Source organism: Streptomyces camponoticapitis (assembly GCF_014646115.1).
Taxonomy (GTDB): Bacteria; Actinomycetota; Actinomycetes; order Streptomycetales; family Streptomycetaceae; genus Streptomyces; species Streptomyces camponoticapitis.
In genome coordinates, this window is sequence record NZ_BMMV01000006.1 from 1 (window position 1) to 16770 (window position 16770).

14 protein-coding genes and 1 pseudogene are annotated in these 16770 nt (G+C 71.5%); 7 read left to right on the top strand and 8 right to left on the bottom strand.

What is annotated here, in order from left to right; genetic code table 11:
• Both IEY79_RS10790 and IEY79_RS10795 read left to right on the top strand, forming a co-directional pair.
• A pseudogene (locus IEY79_RS10790) lies at positions 1 to 201 on the top strand (ABC transporter ATP-binding protein); the annotation flags it as partial.
• 3 nt (positions 202 to 204) lie between these two features.
• On the top strand, positions 205 to 1542 hold the full coding sequence (locus tag IEY79_RS10795; RefSeq protein WP_189107178.1) for an ABC transporter permease: 1338 nt from the start codon (positions 205 to 207) through the stop codon (positions 1540 to 1542).
• A 133-nt stretch (positions 1543 to 1675) separates the two neighbouring features.
• Here IEY79_RS10795 and IEY79_RS10800 read toward each other — a convergent pair whose 3' ends face one another.
• A complete protein-coding gene (locus tag IEY79_RS10800) occupies positions 1676 to 2002 on the bottom strand; it encodes a hypothetical protein (RefSeq protein WP_189107179.1) in 327 nt (108 codons plus the stop codon).
• A gap of 101 nt (positions 2003 to 2103) precedes the next feature.
• Here IEY79_RS10800 and IEY79_RS10805 point away from each other — a divergent pair, with 101 nt between their 5' ends.
• The 4 genes from IEY79_RS10805 to IEY79_RS10820 all read left to right on the top strand — a co-directional run bounded on the left by IEY79_RS10805 (position 2104) and on the right by IEY79_RS10820 (position 6783).
• Entirely contained in the window at positions 2104 to 2892 is a 789-nt protein-coding gene (locus tag IEY79_RS10805) for a hypothetical protein (RefSeq protein ID WP_189107180.1), read from the top strand.
• The gene (cseB, locus tag IEY79_RS10810) at positions 2892 to 3665 is read left to right on the top strand and encodes a two-component system response regulator CseB (protein ID WP_189107181.1); all 774 of its coding nucleotides are present in this window, start codon (positions 2892 to 2894) and stop codon (positions 3663 to 3665) included. The genes IEY79_RS10805 and cseB overlap by 1 nt, the downstream gene beginning before the upstream one ends.
• 2 nt (positions 3666 to 3667) lie before the next feature.
• Positions 3668 to 4948, top strand: a complete 1281-nt coding sequence (locus IEY79_RS10815; RefSeq protein ID WP_189107182.1) for an ATP-binding protein — start codon at positions 3668 to 3670, stop codon at positions 4946 to 4948.
• Positions 4949 to 5028: 80 nt separating this feature from the next.
• Positions 5029 to 6783, top strand: a complete 1755-nt coding sequence (locus IEY79_RS10820; protein WP_189107183.1) for a transglycosylase domain-containing protein — start codon at positions 5029 to 5031, stop codon at positions 6781 to 6783.
• A gap of 92 nt (positions 6784 to 6875) precedes the next feature.
• On the opposite strand, the gene IEY79_RS10825 is transcribed toward IEY79_RS10820, so the two are convergent.
• From IEY79_RS10825 to IEY79_RS10855, 7 genes are all read right to left on the bottom strand, one after another.
• Positions 6876 to 7337 carry a DUF5954 family protein gene (locus IEY79_RS10825; RefSeq protein ID WP_189107184.1) on the bottom strand — a complete coding sequence of 154 codons (462 nt, stop codon included), beginning with the start codon at positions 7335 to 7337 and terminating at the stop codon, positions 6876 to 6878.
• A 41-nt stretch (positions 7338 to 7378) separates the two neighbouring features.
• Positions 7379 to 8260, bottom strand: a complete 882-nt coding sequence (locus IEY79_RS10830) for an NmrA family NAD(P)-binding protein (RefSeq protein WP_189107185.1) — start codon at positions 8258 to 8260, stop codon at positions 7379 to 7381.
• Between the two features lie 135 nt (positions 8261 to 8395).
• Positions 8396 to 9886: a UDP-N-acetylmuramoyl-L-alanyl-D-glutamate--2,6-diaminopimelate ligase gene (locus IEY79_RS10835; RefSeq protein ID WP_189107186.1), complete on the bottom strand. Its 1491-nt coding sequence runs from the start codon at positions 9884 to 9886 to the stop codon at positions 8396 to 8398.
• A 508-nt stretch (positions 9887 to 10394) separates the two neighbouring features.
• Entirely contained in the window at positions 10395 to 11387 is a 993-nt protein-coding gene (locus IEY79_RS10840; protein ID WP_189107187.1) for a DUF2510 domain-containing protein, read from the bottom strand.
• A 63-nt stretch (positions 11388 to 11450) separates the two neighbouring features.
• Positions 11451 to 12842 carry a carboxyl transferase domain-containing protein gene (locus IEY79_RS10845; protein ID WP_189107188.1) on the bottom strand — a complete coding sequence of 464 codons (1392 nt, stop codon included), beginning with the start codon at positions 12840 to 12842 and terminating at the stop codon, positions 11451 to 11453.
• On the bottom strand, positions 12835 to 14283 hold the full coding sequence (locus tag IEY79_RS10850) for an acyl-CoA synthetase (protein ID WP_189107189.1): 1449 nt from the start codon (positions 14281 to 14283) through the stop codon (positions 12835 to 12837). The genes IEY79_RS10845 and IEY79_RS10850 overlap by 8 nt, the downstream gene beginning before the upstream one ends.
• Before the next feature lie 52 nt (positions 14284 to 14335).
• Positions 14336 to 15649, bottom strand: coding sequence for an SLC13 family permease (locus tag IEY79_RS10855; protein WP_189107190.1), 1314 nt, complete (start codon positions 15647 to 15649; stop codon positions 14336 to 14338).
• A gap of 169 nt (positions 15650 to 15818) precedes the next feature.
• On the opposite strand from IEY79_RS10855, the gene IEY79_RS10860 reads away from it, so the two are divergent.
• Positions 15819 to 16526, top strand: coding sequence for a FadR/GntR family transcriptional regulator (locus tag IEY79_RS10860; protein ID WP_189107191.1), 708 nt, complete (start codon positions 15819 to 15821; stop codon positions 16524 to 16526).
• The last annotated feature ends 244 nt before the right edge of the window (positions 16527 to 16770 follow it).

The window sequence follows — 16770 nt, forward strand, 5'->3', positions numbered from 1 at the left end:
GAGACCGTACGCATCCACGGCCGCACCGTCGTCATGGTCACCCACGACCCGGTCGCCGCCTCCTTCGCCGACTCCGTGATCTTCCTCGCCGACGGCCGCCTGGCCGGACATCTCAACAGGCCGACCGTCGACGCCGTCGCCGAGCGCCTCGCGCACCTCGGCGACACCGTCAACCACCACCAGATGCCCGTGGGGGTCTGAGCGATGTTCACTCTGGCCATGCGCTCCATCGTCCAGCGCCCCGGGCGCCTCATCGCGACGCTGCTCTCCGCGTTCCTCGGCTCCGTCATCATCATGTCGTTCAACTCGATGCACGACACGGCCGGCGGCGCGGACATCGACGACCGCAGCTCCGAGACCCTCACCACCGCCGCGACGGTGGTCGGCGGCTACGGCACCCTCCTCGTCTTCTTCGCCATCGCCTCCACCCTCACCGTCAACGTCCGCCAGCGCCGCGAGGAGATCTCGCTGCTGCGCAGGACCGGTGCGACGCCGGCCCAGATCAAGCGGATGATCGTCGTCGAGTCGGCCGTCGTCGCGGTCGTCAGCATGCTGCTGGCGATTCTGCCCGCGAGGATCGGCGGCGAGCAGCTGCTCAACGTCTTCAAGGACACCGACCAGGTCGCCGGGAGCGTGGACTTCGTCTTCGGCCCGGTCGCCCTGATCTCCGGGGCGGGCGTCGGTCTGATCGCCGCGATCGGCGCCTCGTTCCTCGCGGTCCGCCGGGCCACGAAGGCGGCGGCGGGCGGCGGGGAGCCCCGTGGCCGGGGACGTCACGTCGCCGGCTTCGCCGCCCTCCTCCTCGGCATCGGCAGCGTCGCCTCCACCTTCGCCTTCGACAAGACGGACGACGCGCTCATGGCCGCCCCCGCCTACGGCGCGATCCTCGTCTCCGTGGGATTCGCGGTCTTCTCACCCGTCCTGCTGAAGTTCCTGCTCGGCAGGCTGGCACGCCCGATCACCCTGCTCACCGGCGCGAGCGGTTACTTGACCGTGCACAACATGCGCCAACGCGCCGCGCAGCTGTCCGGTGTGCTCATGCCGCTGATCCTCTTCATCGGCATGGCCACCGCCACGCTCTACATGCAGGCCGTCCAGAACGACGAGCTGGACACCTCGGGCATCACCCGGTCCGTCGACGACAAGAGCCTCGAAACGCTCAACTTCGTGGTGGTCGGGATCATCGTGGTCTTCGCCTGCATCATGCTGATCAACACGCTGTACGCGGCGACCACTTACCGCACCCGGGAGTTCGGCCAGCAGCGTCTCGCCGGGGCCACCCCGTTCCAGGTGCTCCGTATGGTCACCATCGAGTCCCTGGTCCTGACCGTGACCGGCGCCTTCTTCGGCACCATCGCCGCCGCGGCCGGAGCCGTCCCGTTCAGCCTCGTCCGGGTCGACGCGGTCCTGCCCGGCCAGGGCCCGGGGATCTGGCTGGCCATCGTCGGGATCGGTGCCGCGGCCACGGTCATCACGAGCGTCGGTACCGCGTACCGCGCACTGCGCACCCCAGCCGTCGAGGCGGTGTCGCTCGCCGCCTGATGCAACCCCCCGCTCAGGCGCGGAGATTGACACTCGCTCACGCCGCGAAGGGCAGTCGCATCCAGCGACTGCCCTTAGTGGCGTTCCCGGGGACCCGCCGAGCAGCGGGGCCGGTGCGGCCGGCCGGGATCTCTCAGGCCGACTCGGAACCGTTGATCTTCTCTATGGCCTGCCTGGCGTGTTCACCCGGAGTGCGGCCCGCGAGCGCCGACACCGGGGCCGGCGGTGGCGGCGCCCCGACGGGCCGGCCCGGTTCCTGCGGGGGCTTCGCGTGCGAGGCCGAGCGGCTGCGCAGCCGGTGGCTGACCGCCTCGTCGAGACTCACGGGACGCTGCATCTGGTGCGCCAGGCGCCCGGCCTCCTGACCGAGCGCGGCGACATCCTCCCACTGGAGACGGACGACGAGGCGGAGCTCGGCCTCGCCGTCCGGGAGGGCTTGCAGATTGCTGAAGTCGTTCATGGGCCGGTCTCCTCGACATGACAGGGGCGAAGGTGCACAGAGGGATACGGGCAGCTCCCCCGGCATGTTCAGGAACCCGGCCCCGGTACGCTGACCGTTCTATGCGCCGCTTCCCCCACACCCACCCTTCGCAGCGCGGCCGGACCGTCGTCCTCGCAGCTCTGGCCGTCGTGACGGCCCTCGCGGGCGCCGGGGGCTGCGCGGCCGAGACCGGGGCCCGGGACGGCGGGCCGGCGCCCACCCTCTCGCCGCCGGTCAGCTCGGCGCCGCTGTGGCCCGACTACGCGCCGCCGGTGCCGCCGACGGACTTGGACGCCGCGGCCAAGCGCGCCCTCCAGCGCTATCTGCCGGTGAAGAACGTCACCGTACCGGCGGGAGGGCTCAGAAAACTGCCGGTGCGGCGGCTGCTGACGAACGACCCCAACGTGCCGGAGTTCGTACGGGCGGCGGTCCGGAACTGCCCGGGAGCCACGTGCGGTCTGCGCGACCCCGTCTACCAGGACCTGACCGCCGACGGACGGGACGAACTGGTCGTGGCGCTGGACGAACCGGCCTCCGGCCTGACGCTCGTCCAGGTCTACCGGGCGTCGGGCGACACCGTACGGCCGGTGCTGATCAGCTGGGGACCGATCGGTCTCACCGGCGAGACCTTCGGCACGGACCTGATCCTGATGTCGGCCGGCCAGAAGGGCCGGGTCACCACCCGCTACCGCTGGAACGGCGACGTGATGACCGTCGAGAATCCGTGGAACACCTCGGACGACGCGGGGGCGCCCGACCCGCTGGCTCCCGAGACGGCCGCGCCGAGCGAGAAGAGGCCCGTTCCGCAGGCGCCACCGGCCGGCCCGGACACGGGTGCCGGTCCGGACAGCGGGGTGCCGGCACCGTGATGAGGTCGGCACGTCCGTCCCCGCCCGCCACGGCGGCGGAGGCGCATCTGCTGCTGGTCGAGGACGACGAGGTGATCCGCAACACCGTCCGGATGCTCCTCGAACGGTACGGATTCACCGTGTCCACGGCGGGCGACGGGCTCACTGGGCTGGAGGTGTTCCGCGAGACGGAACCCGATCTGCTGCTGCTCGACGTCATGCTGCCCGATCTCGACGGCATCGGACTGTGCCGCCGGGTGAGGGAGTTGAGCCTGGCACCGATCCTGATGATGTCGGCGCGTGGTGACGCCCTCGATGTCGTCGCGGGGCTGGAGGCGGGCGCCGACGACTATGTGGTCAAACCCTGCGAGAGCGCGGTCCTCGTCGCCCGGATCCGGTCCCTGCTGCGCCGGGTCTCCTTCGCGCCCGCCGGAGCGGGAGCGACCGCCGGAGCGGGAGCGACCGCCGGGGCGGGCGGCCGCGCGGGCGACGGTGGGCGGGCGGACACCGGCGTGCTGGCTTTCGGCGATCTGACGGTCGACACCCGGGGCATGGAGGTACGGCGGGCCGGGCGGGTCGTCGCGCTGACACCGACCGAGCTGCGGATGCTCCTCGAATTCGCCGGTTCACCCGGCGTCGTACTGGAGCGCCGCACCCTGCTCAGCCGGGTGTGGGATCACGCCTGGCACGGTGACACCCGGGTCGTCGACCTCCATGTGCAGCGCCTGCGGGCGAAGATAGGCGCCGACCGGATCGAGACGGTACGCGGCTTCGGCTACAAGTTGCGGCGCTGACCATGCCTCTGAGATGGCGGATCGCGGCACTGGTGGCGGCTGCCGCGTGCGCGGTCGCCGCGGCGGTCGGCGTGCTGGTGCACGAGTTCTCCCGGGACCGTGAGCTGTCGCAGGCGCGGGAGGCCGCCCGGGTCACTCTCGACCGGGCCGCGGCGACGTACGCCCGTACCGGCGACGTCCAGGGGTCGGGCGCGGCCCTCGACGCGCCGGGGCTGCCGGGCGGTCTGAGGGGCCTGGTCGTGAAGGGGCGCCGGGGAACGGAGTTCACGGCCGGGTCCGACGGGCCCGCGATGTGGGCGGCCCGTCCCGCCGGGAGCCGGGTGCTGTCCGTACGTGTCGACATGAGCGGCACGATGCGCGACATCGGCGCCCTTGACGCCAGCATCGTCGTGGCCGGTCTGATCACCACGGCCGTGGTGCTGCCGCTGGGCGTGCTGACCGCCGCGCGGATGAGCCGCAGGCTGCGTACGGCGGCGGGTACCGCGCGCCGTATCGCCGCCGGGGATCTGGACGCGCGGATCGCGGCGGGGCCGCGGCCCCGGGACGAGATCGCCGACATCTCCACGGCCGTGGACACGATGGCCGGCGCGCTCCAGAAGCGGCTCCTCGGCGAGCAGCGCTTCACCGCCGATGTGGCGCACGAGCTGCGTACGCCGCTGATGGGGCTGGTGACGGCGGCCGAGCTGCTGCCGGAGGGTGAGGCGGCCGGGTATGTGCGTGACCGGGTGCGGGTGCTGAGCACGCTGGTCGAGGAGTTGCTGGAGATATCCCGGCTGGACGCGGGGGCCGAGCACGCGGATCTGTCGCCGTGTCCCGTGGGACCGCTGGTGCGCGATGTGGTGGCGCGTGCCGGGCTGGAGTCGGAGGTCCTTCAGGAGAGGGGGTCGGACGGGGTGCCCGCCTCGGTACGGACGGACTCACGGCGGCTCGAACGCATCCTCACCAATCTGGTGGTCAACGCGCACCGGCACGGCCGGGCCCCCGTCGTGATCACGGTGTCGGACGACGGCAGGACCGTGACCGTACGCGACCACGGACCCGGCTACCCCAGGACCCTCCTCGACGACGGCCCGCAGCGCTTCCGTACCGGCGCCCGCGAGCGCGGTTCGGGTCATGGGCTCGGCCTCACGATCGCGCTCGGCCAGGCCCAAGTCATCGGCGCCTCGCTGGAGTTCGGCAACGCGCCCGGCGGCGGCGCACTCGCCACACTGCGGCTGCCCGAGCGGACGTGTCCGGCGTTCGAGGACGAACCGCCCGCCGAGGCGCGCCCGTTGGACCGCTGATACACGGCTGATACATCTCCGCGCGGCAGCCGACACGTTCCTTCGCCCTGACGAAGATCTTCGGCGCGAAGGATGACGCCATGCGTATGCGTATGCGTCTCCGTCGTCTCCTCACCTGGCGCAAGGCTCTGATCGCCTTCGTCTCCCTGTGCCTTCTGGTCCTCGCGGCGTTCACCGTGCTGTACCTGGTCATCGACATCCCGAGACCCAACGAGCAGGCGAAGGCGCAGAGCAACGTCTACCTGTTCGGCGACGGGAGCAGACTGGCCCGTACCGGCGAGGTCAACCGCGAGTCCGTGCCGCTCGACCGGGTGCCCGAGGATGTGCGGCGGGCGTTCGTCGCCGCCGAGAACAAGGACTTCTACAGCGACTCCGGTGTCTCCCTCTCCGGCACGGCGCGCGGCGTCTTCAGCACGCTGACCGGCGGCGGCAAGCAGGGCGGCTCGACCATCACGCAGCAGTATGTGAAGAACTACTACCTCAGCCAGGAGCAGACGGTCACCCGCAAGGTGAAGGAGTTGTTCATCTCCCTCAAGGTGGACCGGCACAACTCGAAGGACGACATCCTCGCGGGATATCTCAACAGCAGTTACTACGGCAGGCTCGCGTACGGCGTGCAGGCGGCCGCGCGTGCTTACTACGGCAAGGAGGTCGAGGACCTCGATGTCGAGGAGGGCGCGTATCTCGCGGCGCTGCTCCAGGCGCCCAGCCAGTACGACTGGGCCGTCGCCTCCCCCGCCGACAAGAAGAAGGCGAAGGCGCGCTGGGGCTATGTGCTGGACAACATGGTCGGTGAGGGGTGGCTCGACAAGGACGACCGGCGGCGGATGCGTTTCCCGGTGCCGGTGGCGCCCAAGGCGTCGGCGGAGCTGGCCGGAGAGGCCGGCTATCTCGTGGACACCGCGCGGCGCGAGCTGATCGCAGCGGGCGTCGGCGAGCAGGAACTGGCGGGCGGCGGCTGGCGGATCACTCTCAGCATCGAGCCGGACAGACAGCGGGCGCTGCGCGAGGCCGTGACCTTCGGGCTCACCTCGTCCGACCGCGGTCCGGAGCCGAGGGCACCACGGCGGGATCCGGACCGGCAGGCGGGCGCGGTGTCCGTGGACCCGAAGACCGGACGGATCGTGGCGCTGTACGGCGGCGACGACTACTTCAAGCACTACCTGAACAACGCGACACGCGCCGACTACCAGGCGGGTCCCACGTTCGCGCCGGTGGTTCTCGCCTCGAAGATCGAGGCCGAGGAGAACGGCCGTTCGAGGGCCGACCAGGACATGATCAGGCAGACCGCGAAGAGGCTGGGAATGACGGCGGACCCGGCCGGATTCGCCGCGCCGCAGGCGACGTCCCTCGGGCTGATGGGCGCGAGTCCCCTGGAGATGGCCGGGGTCCACGCCACCCTGGCCAACGACGGCAAGAAGGTCACCCCGTCGATCGTGAAGTCCGCGCGGCGCGGCGACCGGACCGTCGATCTGCCGGACGCGACCGGCGACCGGGTGGTCGGCAGCACGTCCGCCACGTTCGCGCACGCTTCCGTCTCCGGTGGAGCACGGCCGGCGGGGACGACATGGCCGGAGATGTCCGTCCCGCCGCTGGGGGATGCCGCCCGGGTGAGCGGCCGCACGGGTGCCTCGGGCCACACCGACGACCGGAAGGCGGAGTGGTTCATCGGTTCGACGCGGGACGAGGTGACCTCGATCGCGCTGTTCGGGGAGAGCGCGAAGACGGGGAAGCAGGTCACGCTCACGGGCGTCGGGGACGAGCCCGCGGAGCGCGTCTGGAGTGCCTACCTGAAGGCTACGGTCTCCGAACCGGCCGACCACCAGGGTTCTTGACGGTACGTCAGGATCGGGTGCGCCCGCCCCGCCCCACCCCCGTTCGGAGGGCGGGACGGCGCGCACCGTCCGTCACGCCGGCCACCGGGACGTCAGTCGCCGGCCCCGGGCCGCTCGTCCAGCTCGTCAGGGAACTCCCGGTCACCGGCGCGGGGTGTCTGAGGGCCGTGACTCGTCATGATGACCGTCTGCTCGACCCGTACCATCCGGAACACGTCCTCCGCGATGATCACCTGGTCCTCGCCGCGTTCCACCGCGTCGGCCGCCCGGCCGAAGCGGCCGGCGAACTCCCCGGCGTGCGCGCCGCGTGCGCGCAGGACGGCGCCGAGATCGAGCCGCGCCTCCTCCTCGAAGGGCACGGCCGGGAACAACTGCCGCCAGCCGCCCTCCTCGTGGACCATCGCGGAGTAGGCCGTGTAGTGGGAGACGGACATCCGCTCCCACTCGGGACCGTCCACCCGGAACTCCTTGCGGAGCTCCTCCTCACGCTTCCCGACCTCCAGCAGCCGCCGTGCCGCCGCGTCGTCGAATCCCTCTTCTGCGCTCGCGTCCATCCCCCCAGCGTGCCGCACCCCACGGCACAGGGCGCGGCGATTCAGCTATATGCCGAGGTCCGAACGCCGGGGTCAGGGGTCCATACCCCGGTGCGCGCGACGTCCGCGGCGAACTCGGTGAAGTCCTTGGGCTTACGGCCCAGGGCCTCCTCGACGCCGTGCACGAGATGCGCGTTGCGCCCGTCGGTGATCAGCTCGAACAGGTCGGCGAAGTCTTCCGGGGCGCCGACCGAGACGAGGAAGTCGCGGTAGTCCTGAAGCTCCACGGGCGCGTAGACGATCTCCCGGCCGGTGGCCTTGGACAGTTCGGCCGCGATCTCGGCGAAGCCGAGCAGCCGGGGTCCCGAGAGCTCGTACGTCCTGCCGATGTGGCGGTCGTCGGTCAGTGCCGCGACGGCGACGTCCGCGACGTCGTCCACGTCGACGAAGGCCTCGACCGCGTCTCCGGTCGGCAGTGCCAGCTCTCCCATGAGCACGGGCTCCAGGAAGAAGCCCTCGTTGAAGTTCTGGCTGAACCAGCTCGCCCGGACGACGGTCACGTCCCCGCCGCTGTCCTTCACCTTGCCCTCGGAGATCAGGGCGCCTTCCTCTCCCCGCCCGGAGAGCAGGACCAGCCGGCGCGCGCCCCTGGCTACGGCGCGCTCCGCGAAAGCGCCCACGGTCTCGGCCGCCCCCGGGAAAGCGAGGTCCGGGTAGTACGAGAGGTAGACGGCTCCGACGCCCTCCAGCGCGGCGTCCCAGGTGCCGGGCTCCTCCCAGACGAAGGGAATCTCGCCGCCCCGCGAGGCGACGCGCACCGGCAGCCCGCGCCCGGCGAGGAGCGCCGCCACCCGTCGCCCCGTCTTGCCCGTACCGCCGGTGACCAGGGTGGTCCTCGCGTCCGCTGCGGGCGTGTTCTCGGTGTTGTCCGTGTTCTGTGTCATGGCTCAAGTCAAGTACGGGGCGGGCCGGCCCGACATGGTCGAGAAGCTCACGCGCATAAGCGTGCGTCCAGGGCGCGCGGTCGAGTTGCCCGGCTCCTTCGCGCCCGCCCCGACCTTGCTGTGCGGGGCGGGCGATCAGCCCTGTACGGCGGCCAGTTCGCGCACGGTCGCCATGTCGCTGAAGGGGATCAGCGTGTCGCCGACGGTCTGGTACGGCTCACTGCCCTTCCCCGCGATCAGCACGATGTCGTTCCTGCCCGCCGCCGACAGGGCGAACTCGATGGCCGCGCGGCGGTCTGCGTACCGCTCGAAGCGGGTGCCGGTGCCCGCCAGTCCGGGCGTGATCTGGTCGAGGATCGCCTCGGGGTTCTCGTGCCGGGGGTTGTCCGAGGTGAGGACGCACAGGTCGGAGTGGGTGCCCGCGATCTCGCCCATCCGCGCGCGCTTGGTGGTGTCACGGTCGCCGCCGCAGCCGAACACGGTGATGACCCGCTCCGTGGCGAAGTCCCGGATGGTGCTCAGCACCTTGTCGAGCGAGTCCGGGGAGTGTGCGTAGTCCACGATGACCGATGTGCCGCGCGGGGTCTCGAAGCGTTCGAAGCGCCCGGGGATCGGGGGCATCCGGTCGAGAGCCGTGACCAGTCCGCGCAGGTCGTGCCCCAGGAGATGGCAGGCAGCGACGGTCGCGAGCGCGTTGGCGACGGAGAACCGGCCGGGTACGGGGATCGCCGCCGGGTACTTGCGGCCCGCGTGGTGCAGCGTGAAGCGCGTACCGAACGCGTCCATCGTGAGGTCGGTCGCCCGGTAGTCGGCGTCGGTGTCCAGCGCGTAAGTGGTCACCGCGCCGGGCATGAGGGCGCCGATCCCGGCGCCCACGGCGTCGTCGGCGTTCACCACGGCCCGTCGGCAGAGCCCTTGGAACAGGCGGAGTTTGGCGTCCCGGTAGTTCGCCATGGTGCCGTGGTCGTCCAGGTGGTCCTGCGTGAGGTTGGTGAAGATGCCGACGTCGATGTACGAGTGGTCGACCCGGTGGGTCAGGAGCCCCATGGATGTGGCCTCCAGTACGACGGTGCTCACGTCGCGGTCGCGCATGACACCGAGCAGGTACTGGAAGTCGGGCGACTCCGGGGTGGTGAGCACCGACCGTGGCATGGGGATCAGTTCGTCCCCGATGCGGCTGCCCGCCGTGCCGATGACACCGACCACGGCCCGCTCGGCGATCCGCAGCACGGACTCGACCATGTACGACACGGATGTCTTGCCGTTGGTCCCGGTGATGGCGACCATGTCCATCGCGAGGCCGGGGTCTCCGTGGTAGCGGGAGGCGACGAGGGCGGCGGCGGTACGGGTGTCCGGGACGCGTACGACGCAGACGGCCGGGTCGGACGCCCACGCGGCCACGGGCAGTTCGGCGGTCGCGGCTTCGACGAGTACGGCGACGGCGCCGCGTGCGAGCGCGGGTCCGACGGATTCGGAACCGCCCTCGCGGTGGCCGGGGACCGCGATGAACAGCGATCCGGGTGACACCCGGTCGGCGTCGAAACAGGCTCCGGCGGTGATGGCCGTATCGGGGTCGCCCTGCAGAATCTCGTGGTCGTGTCCGGCGAGCAATTCGCTCAGCTTCACAGGGGATCCTCTCGGAGGTACGGCTCGGCCACCGTGCGGCGGTCACCATGGGGGTACCGACGGCACGCCGGAGCGTCACGGGGGTGGGGCGCGGGTGCGGGGTGCGGAGTGCGGGTGTCGCTGGTCGCTGGGGAGCGCGATGCGGCTGGGGGGAGCGGGCGGCTCTGCACGAGAGTGCGTTCGAGAGGAGGACGCCTCGGGGCGGAATCCCACCGGGCGTCGGAGGCCGGGAACGGTGTCGACGTCGCCGGCCGTGGTCGGCGTTGCTAGCCGTGGCCGTGCAGGGCGTGGCACAGGGCGAACCAGGCCGGTCGAAGGCCCTCCGTCGCGGCGTGTGTATTACCCATGAGTGCAGTGTACGGCCCGTACGGCTGTCCCGGCTCCGTCGTCCCGGGGGAAAACCGCCTGCGGCGGGCGCGGCCGGAGACGCGGGAACGCCCACGGCCGGTGGCCGTGGGCGTTCCATCGGTGGTGTCCGGCCGCCGCGCCGTGGGCGGGCCGCCCGCCCTCAGACCTTCCGGCCTGTGCCGCCGCCGCCCGCCGCGACTTTGATGCCGCCGGTGATCTCGTCCATCACGGGCAGCTTGGGTGCCTTGTCGTTGATGTCGAATCCGGAGCGCACGATGATCAGCATGTCCTGTGCGCCGGGGGCGGGTGAGGGGAAGGCCAGGGACTGGACGTACCCGTCGTCCCCCTTGCCGGTGACGACCTTCCACCGCACCAGATAGCCCTTCTTGCCGGCGACGGTCACCGCCTCGGACTTCAACTCCGTGTGTGAGGAGATCTTTCCGTAGCTCTCGCCGCCGTAGGACTCCTCGGCGTTCTTCTTGATGTCGCTCTCGGCCGCCGCCCTCGCGGTGGTGGCCTTGATCTCCAGCGCCACCGCCGGGAGGGAGTTGACCCCGCCGCGTACGCAGGACTCCTCCGGGTTTCCGGGGCACGGGTGCTCCCCCGTGCTCACTCCGGCGCCGACCGGGCCCGACTGGCCGGTCCAGCCGTCCGGTACCGGGATGCTGATGCCGCTGGCCATGTCGGTCGCGTAGCCGTCCTCGGTCGGTATCTCCTGCTGGGGTCCGCCTTCCCCGCCCTCACCGCCGTCGGGCGCACCGGGGTCGCCGGGCGGCTGTGAGTCGCCCGGGCCGGGCCGGTCCTCCTGGCCGGGCTTGCTGGGGCCGGTGGAGGGGTTCGTGCTCGCCTTGTCCACCGAGTTGTCGCCGTCGTCGCCGAGGAGAAGGAAGCCGCCGACGACTGCCAGTACCACCACGGCCGCCGTGGCGGCCAGGGCGATCCGCCGGCCCCGCCTGTTGGCGGACGGGGGCGGCGCCGCCGGGTAGGGCGGGATGCCGGGCGAGCCCAGCTCGGAAGGCGCGCTCCAGGCCGCGGCCGAGTCTGGCCGGACCATGTCGGTCCAGGCGGATCCGTCCCACCACCGTTCCTGAAGCGGGCCTTCACCTTCATGTCCTGGGTCCGGATACCAGCCGGGCGGAGTCGTCTGCGTCACGCACTCACCATAGGCATACGGTCCGACGAAGCTGGTGAGAGGCCCATGAGAAATCGGCGGACCTCACGCCCCGGCCGGTGGCACGATCCCGCGGATCACCCCCAGCGACACCAGGTCCTGGGGACGCACCTTGAGCTGGTCGGCGGTGGCGCGGGTCTGATCGGGGGGCCGTTTGAGGATCGCCGTCGCCAGTTCGGGTGCGATGACGGAGAAGTAACTGTCGGGTGTGGCCCAGGTGTTGCCCGGCGCCGCCAGCGCCAGTGCCCCGCCCGAACCGCCCTCGCCGATCAGCAGACTGGTGACGGGCACGCGGGCGGTGGCCACGGCGGCGAACAGGTCCGCGATCGCGGCCCCCGCCCCGGAGCGTTCCGCCTGCGCGTCGTTCGCGGCGCCCGGTGTGTCGATGAGCGTGAGGACGGGCAGCCCCAGCCGGTCGGCGAGCCGGACCAGCCTGGCGGCGGTGCGGTAGCCGGCCGGGAGGGTCGCGGTGCCGCACTGGGCGGCGTACGCGACCGTACGGCCGTCGCGCTCGCCGAACCCGCACAGCGTGCCGGGGTCGGTGCCCCCGGCGCGATCGCCGTTGACGGATTCGCGGGTGGTGAAGTACGCGTCCAAGTACGCCTCGGCGCGGGGCCGTCGCGGGTCGCGGGCCAGACTCACCGCGTCCCAGCCGGTGGCGGGCGGGGCCGCGTGCCCGAGCGCGGCGGGCGGCTCGGCCGCCCGCACCGGGCCGGAGCCGGCCCCGGCGGTGCCGCCCGTCAGCAGCGCCAGCCAGCGGCGGACGGTGTCCCGCAGGTCCTCGGGCCTTACCACCGCGTCGATATGACCGCCCGTCAGCTGCGATTCGGCGGTGTACGCGTACGGGTCGGCGTCCGGGGGCCTGACCCGCGAGCCCGCGAACCCGATCTGGGCGCCCGGCAGGGCAAGGATCACATCCGCGCCGGCGCCGAGGGTGGCCCAGCCGCCGCCCGTCGTGGGGTCGCGCACCACCGCGATCTGAGGCAGGCCGGCCGCCCTGGTGAGCGCCGACTGCCCTGCCACCCGCTGGAGTTGGAGGAGCGCGAGCATGCCTTCCTGCATGCGGCTGCCACCGGTCGCGATCAACGAGACGACGGGCAGCCGCCGTTCGCGGGCATGGGTGTACGCGGCCTCCAGCCGGTCCCCGGTGCGCTCCCCCAGCGATCCGCCGAGGTAGCCGAACTCGAAGGAGATCAGGACCGCTTCGGTGCCGCCGACGCGGCCGGTGCCGCAGATGACGGACTCGTCCTCACCGGTGCGCATCGCCGCGCGCGCTCGCGACTCGTCGTACCCCTGCCAGGCGAGGGGTCCGTCCGGGGGGAGGGTGTCCTTCGGCATGGGCAGTTCGGTGAAGGCGGCCGGCCCCGGCGGACCGCCTCGCGCGGTGGCCCCGGTGAGGAAGGCGATCGCCTGTCGGGCGCTCATGCGCTCAGCCATGGAGGGACCGCTTCATGATCTTGCCCATGTCGTTGCGGGGCAGTGCCTGGAGATACCGCACGGTGCGCGGCCTCTTGTGCGAGGCGAGCTGGGCCGCGACGTGCGCCGCCAACTCCTCGGCCGACGGCGGGGCATCGGCCTGTACGGGGACGATCCAGGCGACGATGCGCTCCCCCAGGTCCTCGTCGGGCTCCCCGGTGACGGCCGCCTCCCGTACCCCCGGATGCTCCAGCAGCACGTTCTCGATCTCACCGGCCCCGATCTTGTAGCCGCCGCTCTTGATCAGGTCGGTGGCCTTGCGGCCGACGATACGGACGTAGCCGTCGGGGTCGCGGATCGCCATGTCCCCCGTACGGAACCAGCCGTCGTCGAAGGCGGCCTCGGTGGCGTCCGGGCGGTTCAGATACTCGGTGAAGAGGTTCGGGCCGCGCACCTGGATCTCTCCGACGGTGTCGCCGTCGTAGGCGGTGATCTCCGCGCCCGCCTCGTCGACCAGCCGCAGTTCGACTCCCGCCAGAGGTACGCCGACGGTGCCGGCGCGGGGTTCGCCGTCCGCGCGCACGCTGGTGTTCATCAGGGTCTCGGTCATCCCGTAGCGCTCGATGACGCGGCGTCCGGTGGCCGCCCCGATGCGCTCGTGGTCGTGCACGGGCAGCGCGGCCGATCCCGACACCAGCAGGCGAGCGCCCGCGAGGGCCTTCGCGAGCTCCGGATCGTCGGCGAGCGCCTCGGCGATGCGGTGGTACATCGTCGGTACGCCGAAGAGCATCGTGGCCCCGGAGGACAGCTCACGGGCCACCCCGTCCGTGGAGAACCTGCCCAGATGACGTACCGAGCCGCCACGCCGCAACGGGCCGAGGATGCCGAGGATCAGGCCGTGGACATGGAAGAGGGGCAGCGCGTGGACGAGTACGTCGGCGTCGGTCCACTGCCAGGCGTCCTCCAGCGCGTCCAGGGTGGCGGCGACGGCACGGCGCGGCAGGACGACGCCCTTGGGAGGGCCTGTGGTGCCCGAGGTGTAGACGATCAGCGCGGGTGATTCCGGGGCCGGCTCGTCGGGCAGCGCCCGGTCCACCGGGTCCGTGACCTCGGTGCGGTCCGTGCCGACGCGCGGCAACTCGGCAAGGATCGGGGGGAGTTCGACGCCGCTTTCGGCGAGGACGAGGGCCGGTGAACTGTCCGTCACGATGTGCGTCAGCTCCCGCTCGCCCGTCTTGGGGTTCACCGGCACGACCGGCACCCCCGCCAGGAGCGCGGCCACCACGCCCACCGCCGTACCGAGGGTGGGCGTGGCCCAGACGGCGACCCGTGGCGCGCCGACGATCCTGGCGGCCAGGGCACCGGCCGCGGTGGCCAGTTCGGCGTGGCTCAGTGCCTGGTCGCCGAAGCCCAGTGCGGGCCGGGTGGAACGCGCCGCGAGGGCCGGGAAGAGAGGGGACACGCGTCGTTCTCCTTGCTGTCGACGAGTCTGACCGGTCGTCATGGGGACGGGGTCATCCGAAGCCTGGCACGACGAGCACGAGCCATACGGCCGCGGGCACCACCGCCACCACGATGCCTCCGTACACCATCAGCTGCCGGAAGAAACGCTCCCGGTCGACATCGGGCGCCGCCGCCAGCACCAGGGCGCCGTTGGTGGAGAAGGGACTGACGTCGACGACGGTCGCGGAGACGGCGAGCGCGGCGATCATGCCCACCGCCCCGATCTCGCCCTGGGCGAGGAACGGCACGGCGAGCGGGATGAGCGCGCCCATGATGCCGACGGAGGAGGCGAAGGCGGAGATGACGGCGGCTATGTAGCAGAGCAGGACGGCGGCGAGCAGCGGCACTCCGATGTCGCTGACGGCGTTGCCCGCGTAGTCGATGGTGCCCATCTCCTCCAGGACGCCGACGTAGGTGAGGACACCGCAGATGAGCAGCACGGTCGGCCAGGCGACCTCGCCGACGGCCTTGCGGCTCGTGTCGGGCCAGAAGGCGCTCAGGACGACGGCGAGGGTGATCGCGCAGAGCCCGGCGTCGAGGTCGAACACGAGGACGGCGACGACGAGGGCGGCGAGGGCGGTGAGCGTGGCGATACGGGCGGGAGTGAGGCCCGAGGCGTCGGCCGCGAGGGCGCCGTCGCCGTTGTCCGTGTCCTTGCCCTTGTCCTTGTCCGTGTCCTTGCCGTCGCTCTCGGCGGCACTCCCGGTGGCGAGGTCACGCCCCTTCAGTTTCAGTCCGCCGAAGAGGACGAAGACGATCGCCGCGATGATCAGGTTGACGACGAGTGAGGCGAGGAACAGCACGAGTTCGTTCCCGGGCAGGTTCTCGCGCTCCACCACCCCGTTGACGATCGAGCCGTAGATGCTGATCGGCGAGAAGCCGCCGGCCTGGGCACCGTGCACGACGAGCGCGCCCATCAGCAGCGGGCTGATCCCGTACCGCGCGGCGAAACTCAGCGCGATGGGGGCGACGATCGCGACGGCCGCCGGGCTGACGGCGCCGATCGCGGTCAGCGCTCCGGTGAGGGCGAACATCACCCAGGGGATGAGTGCTATTCGGCCGCGTACGAGCCGGATCGAGGCGTGCACCAGCCAGTCGGTGGTGCCGTTGGCGCGTGCGATGGCGAAGAGATACGTGACACCGACGAGCACCACGAACAGGTCGCCGGGGAATCCGGCGAAGATACCGTCCGCGTCCAGGTCGGCGACGAGTTCGCCGACTCCGAAGGCGGCGGCGAACGCGAGCGCTCCCATGTTGATCGAGCGGGTCGTGGCGATCACGAAGACGACCACGAGTACAAGGATCGAGATCAGTTCGGCGGACATCGGGGGCTCCCGTCCCTGGGTCCCGTTGATTACAGGCCAATCGGCATTGGCCAAGTGGCTGGACCACTTTGAACATCGGTCCACCGAGGCGTCAAGGGATCCGACAGGAATTGGCTCAGCCACTTGGCCGCGGTGTTAGGCTGCGAAAGACCAGGTATGGGGGGTTCGTGTGTCCGACGCACTGCGGCCGATGACCCGGCCGCGACTGTACGAACAGGTCCTCGACAGACTCCGCCGCCATGTCGCGGACGTCGATCTGCGGGCGGGCGACCGACTGCCGCCGGAGCGTGAACTCGCGGGGCGGCTCGGCGTCAGCCGCGCGTCCGTGAAGCAGGCGATCGTCGTCCTCGAAGTGCAGGGACTGGTCGAGGTACGGCACGGCGGCGGCACCTATCTCGTCCGCGACAGCCTCGACGCCGAGCCGGTCGAACGGCTCGTGGAACGCAAGCGCCGGCTGCCCGACGTACTGGAGGCGCGTGAGGCGCTGGAGACCAAGCTCGCCGAACTGGCAGCCGAGCGGCGCACGGCGGAGGATCTGACCGCGATGCGGGAGGCGCTCGATCATATGGCCGCCGAGATCGAGGCGGGCGATCACGGTGTCGAGGGCGACCGGCTCTTCCATTCGGCCGTGACGGCGGCGGCGCACAGCGGCCTGCTGGCCGACTTCATGCGGTCCATCGCCGAGCAGATCACCGAGAGCCGTAACGAGTCGCTGCGCCAGCCCGGCCGCCCGCAGCGCTCACTCGTCCAGCACCGCGCGATCCTCGAAGCGATCGAGGCACAGCGCGGGAAGGCGGCGGCGACGGCGATGCGCCGCCATGTACGGACGGTGGCGAAGGTACGACTGCTGGACTGGGACCCGGGCGACGACGTCTGACCGGGCGGTGCCGAGTCGTACGGCACGGCCGGGACAGGAGCCGCCCTCGTTCGGCGGAGGGGAATTGGGGAGCCCCGGCTGGTTCGGGGGATGGACCAGCCGGGGCCGCTGTGTGTGGTCGCGGAGTCGTCACTTTCCCCTCCGCGACCACGTATAGATGAACGCTCAACCACGGTGTGGTGTTCCCCCCGCGCAGGTGAGGGGCTGTGAGCCGCGCCACGGACACGCCTCCCCCGGCCGCGGG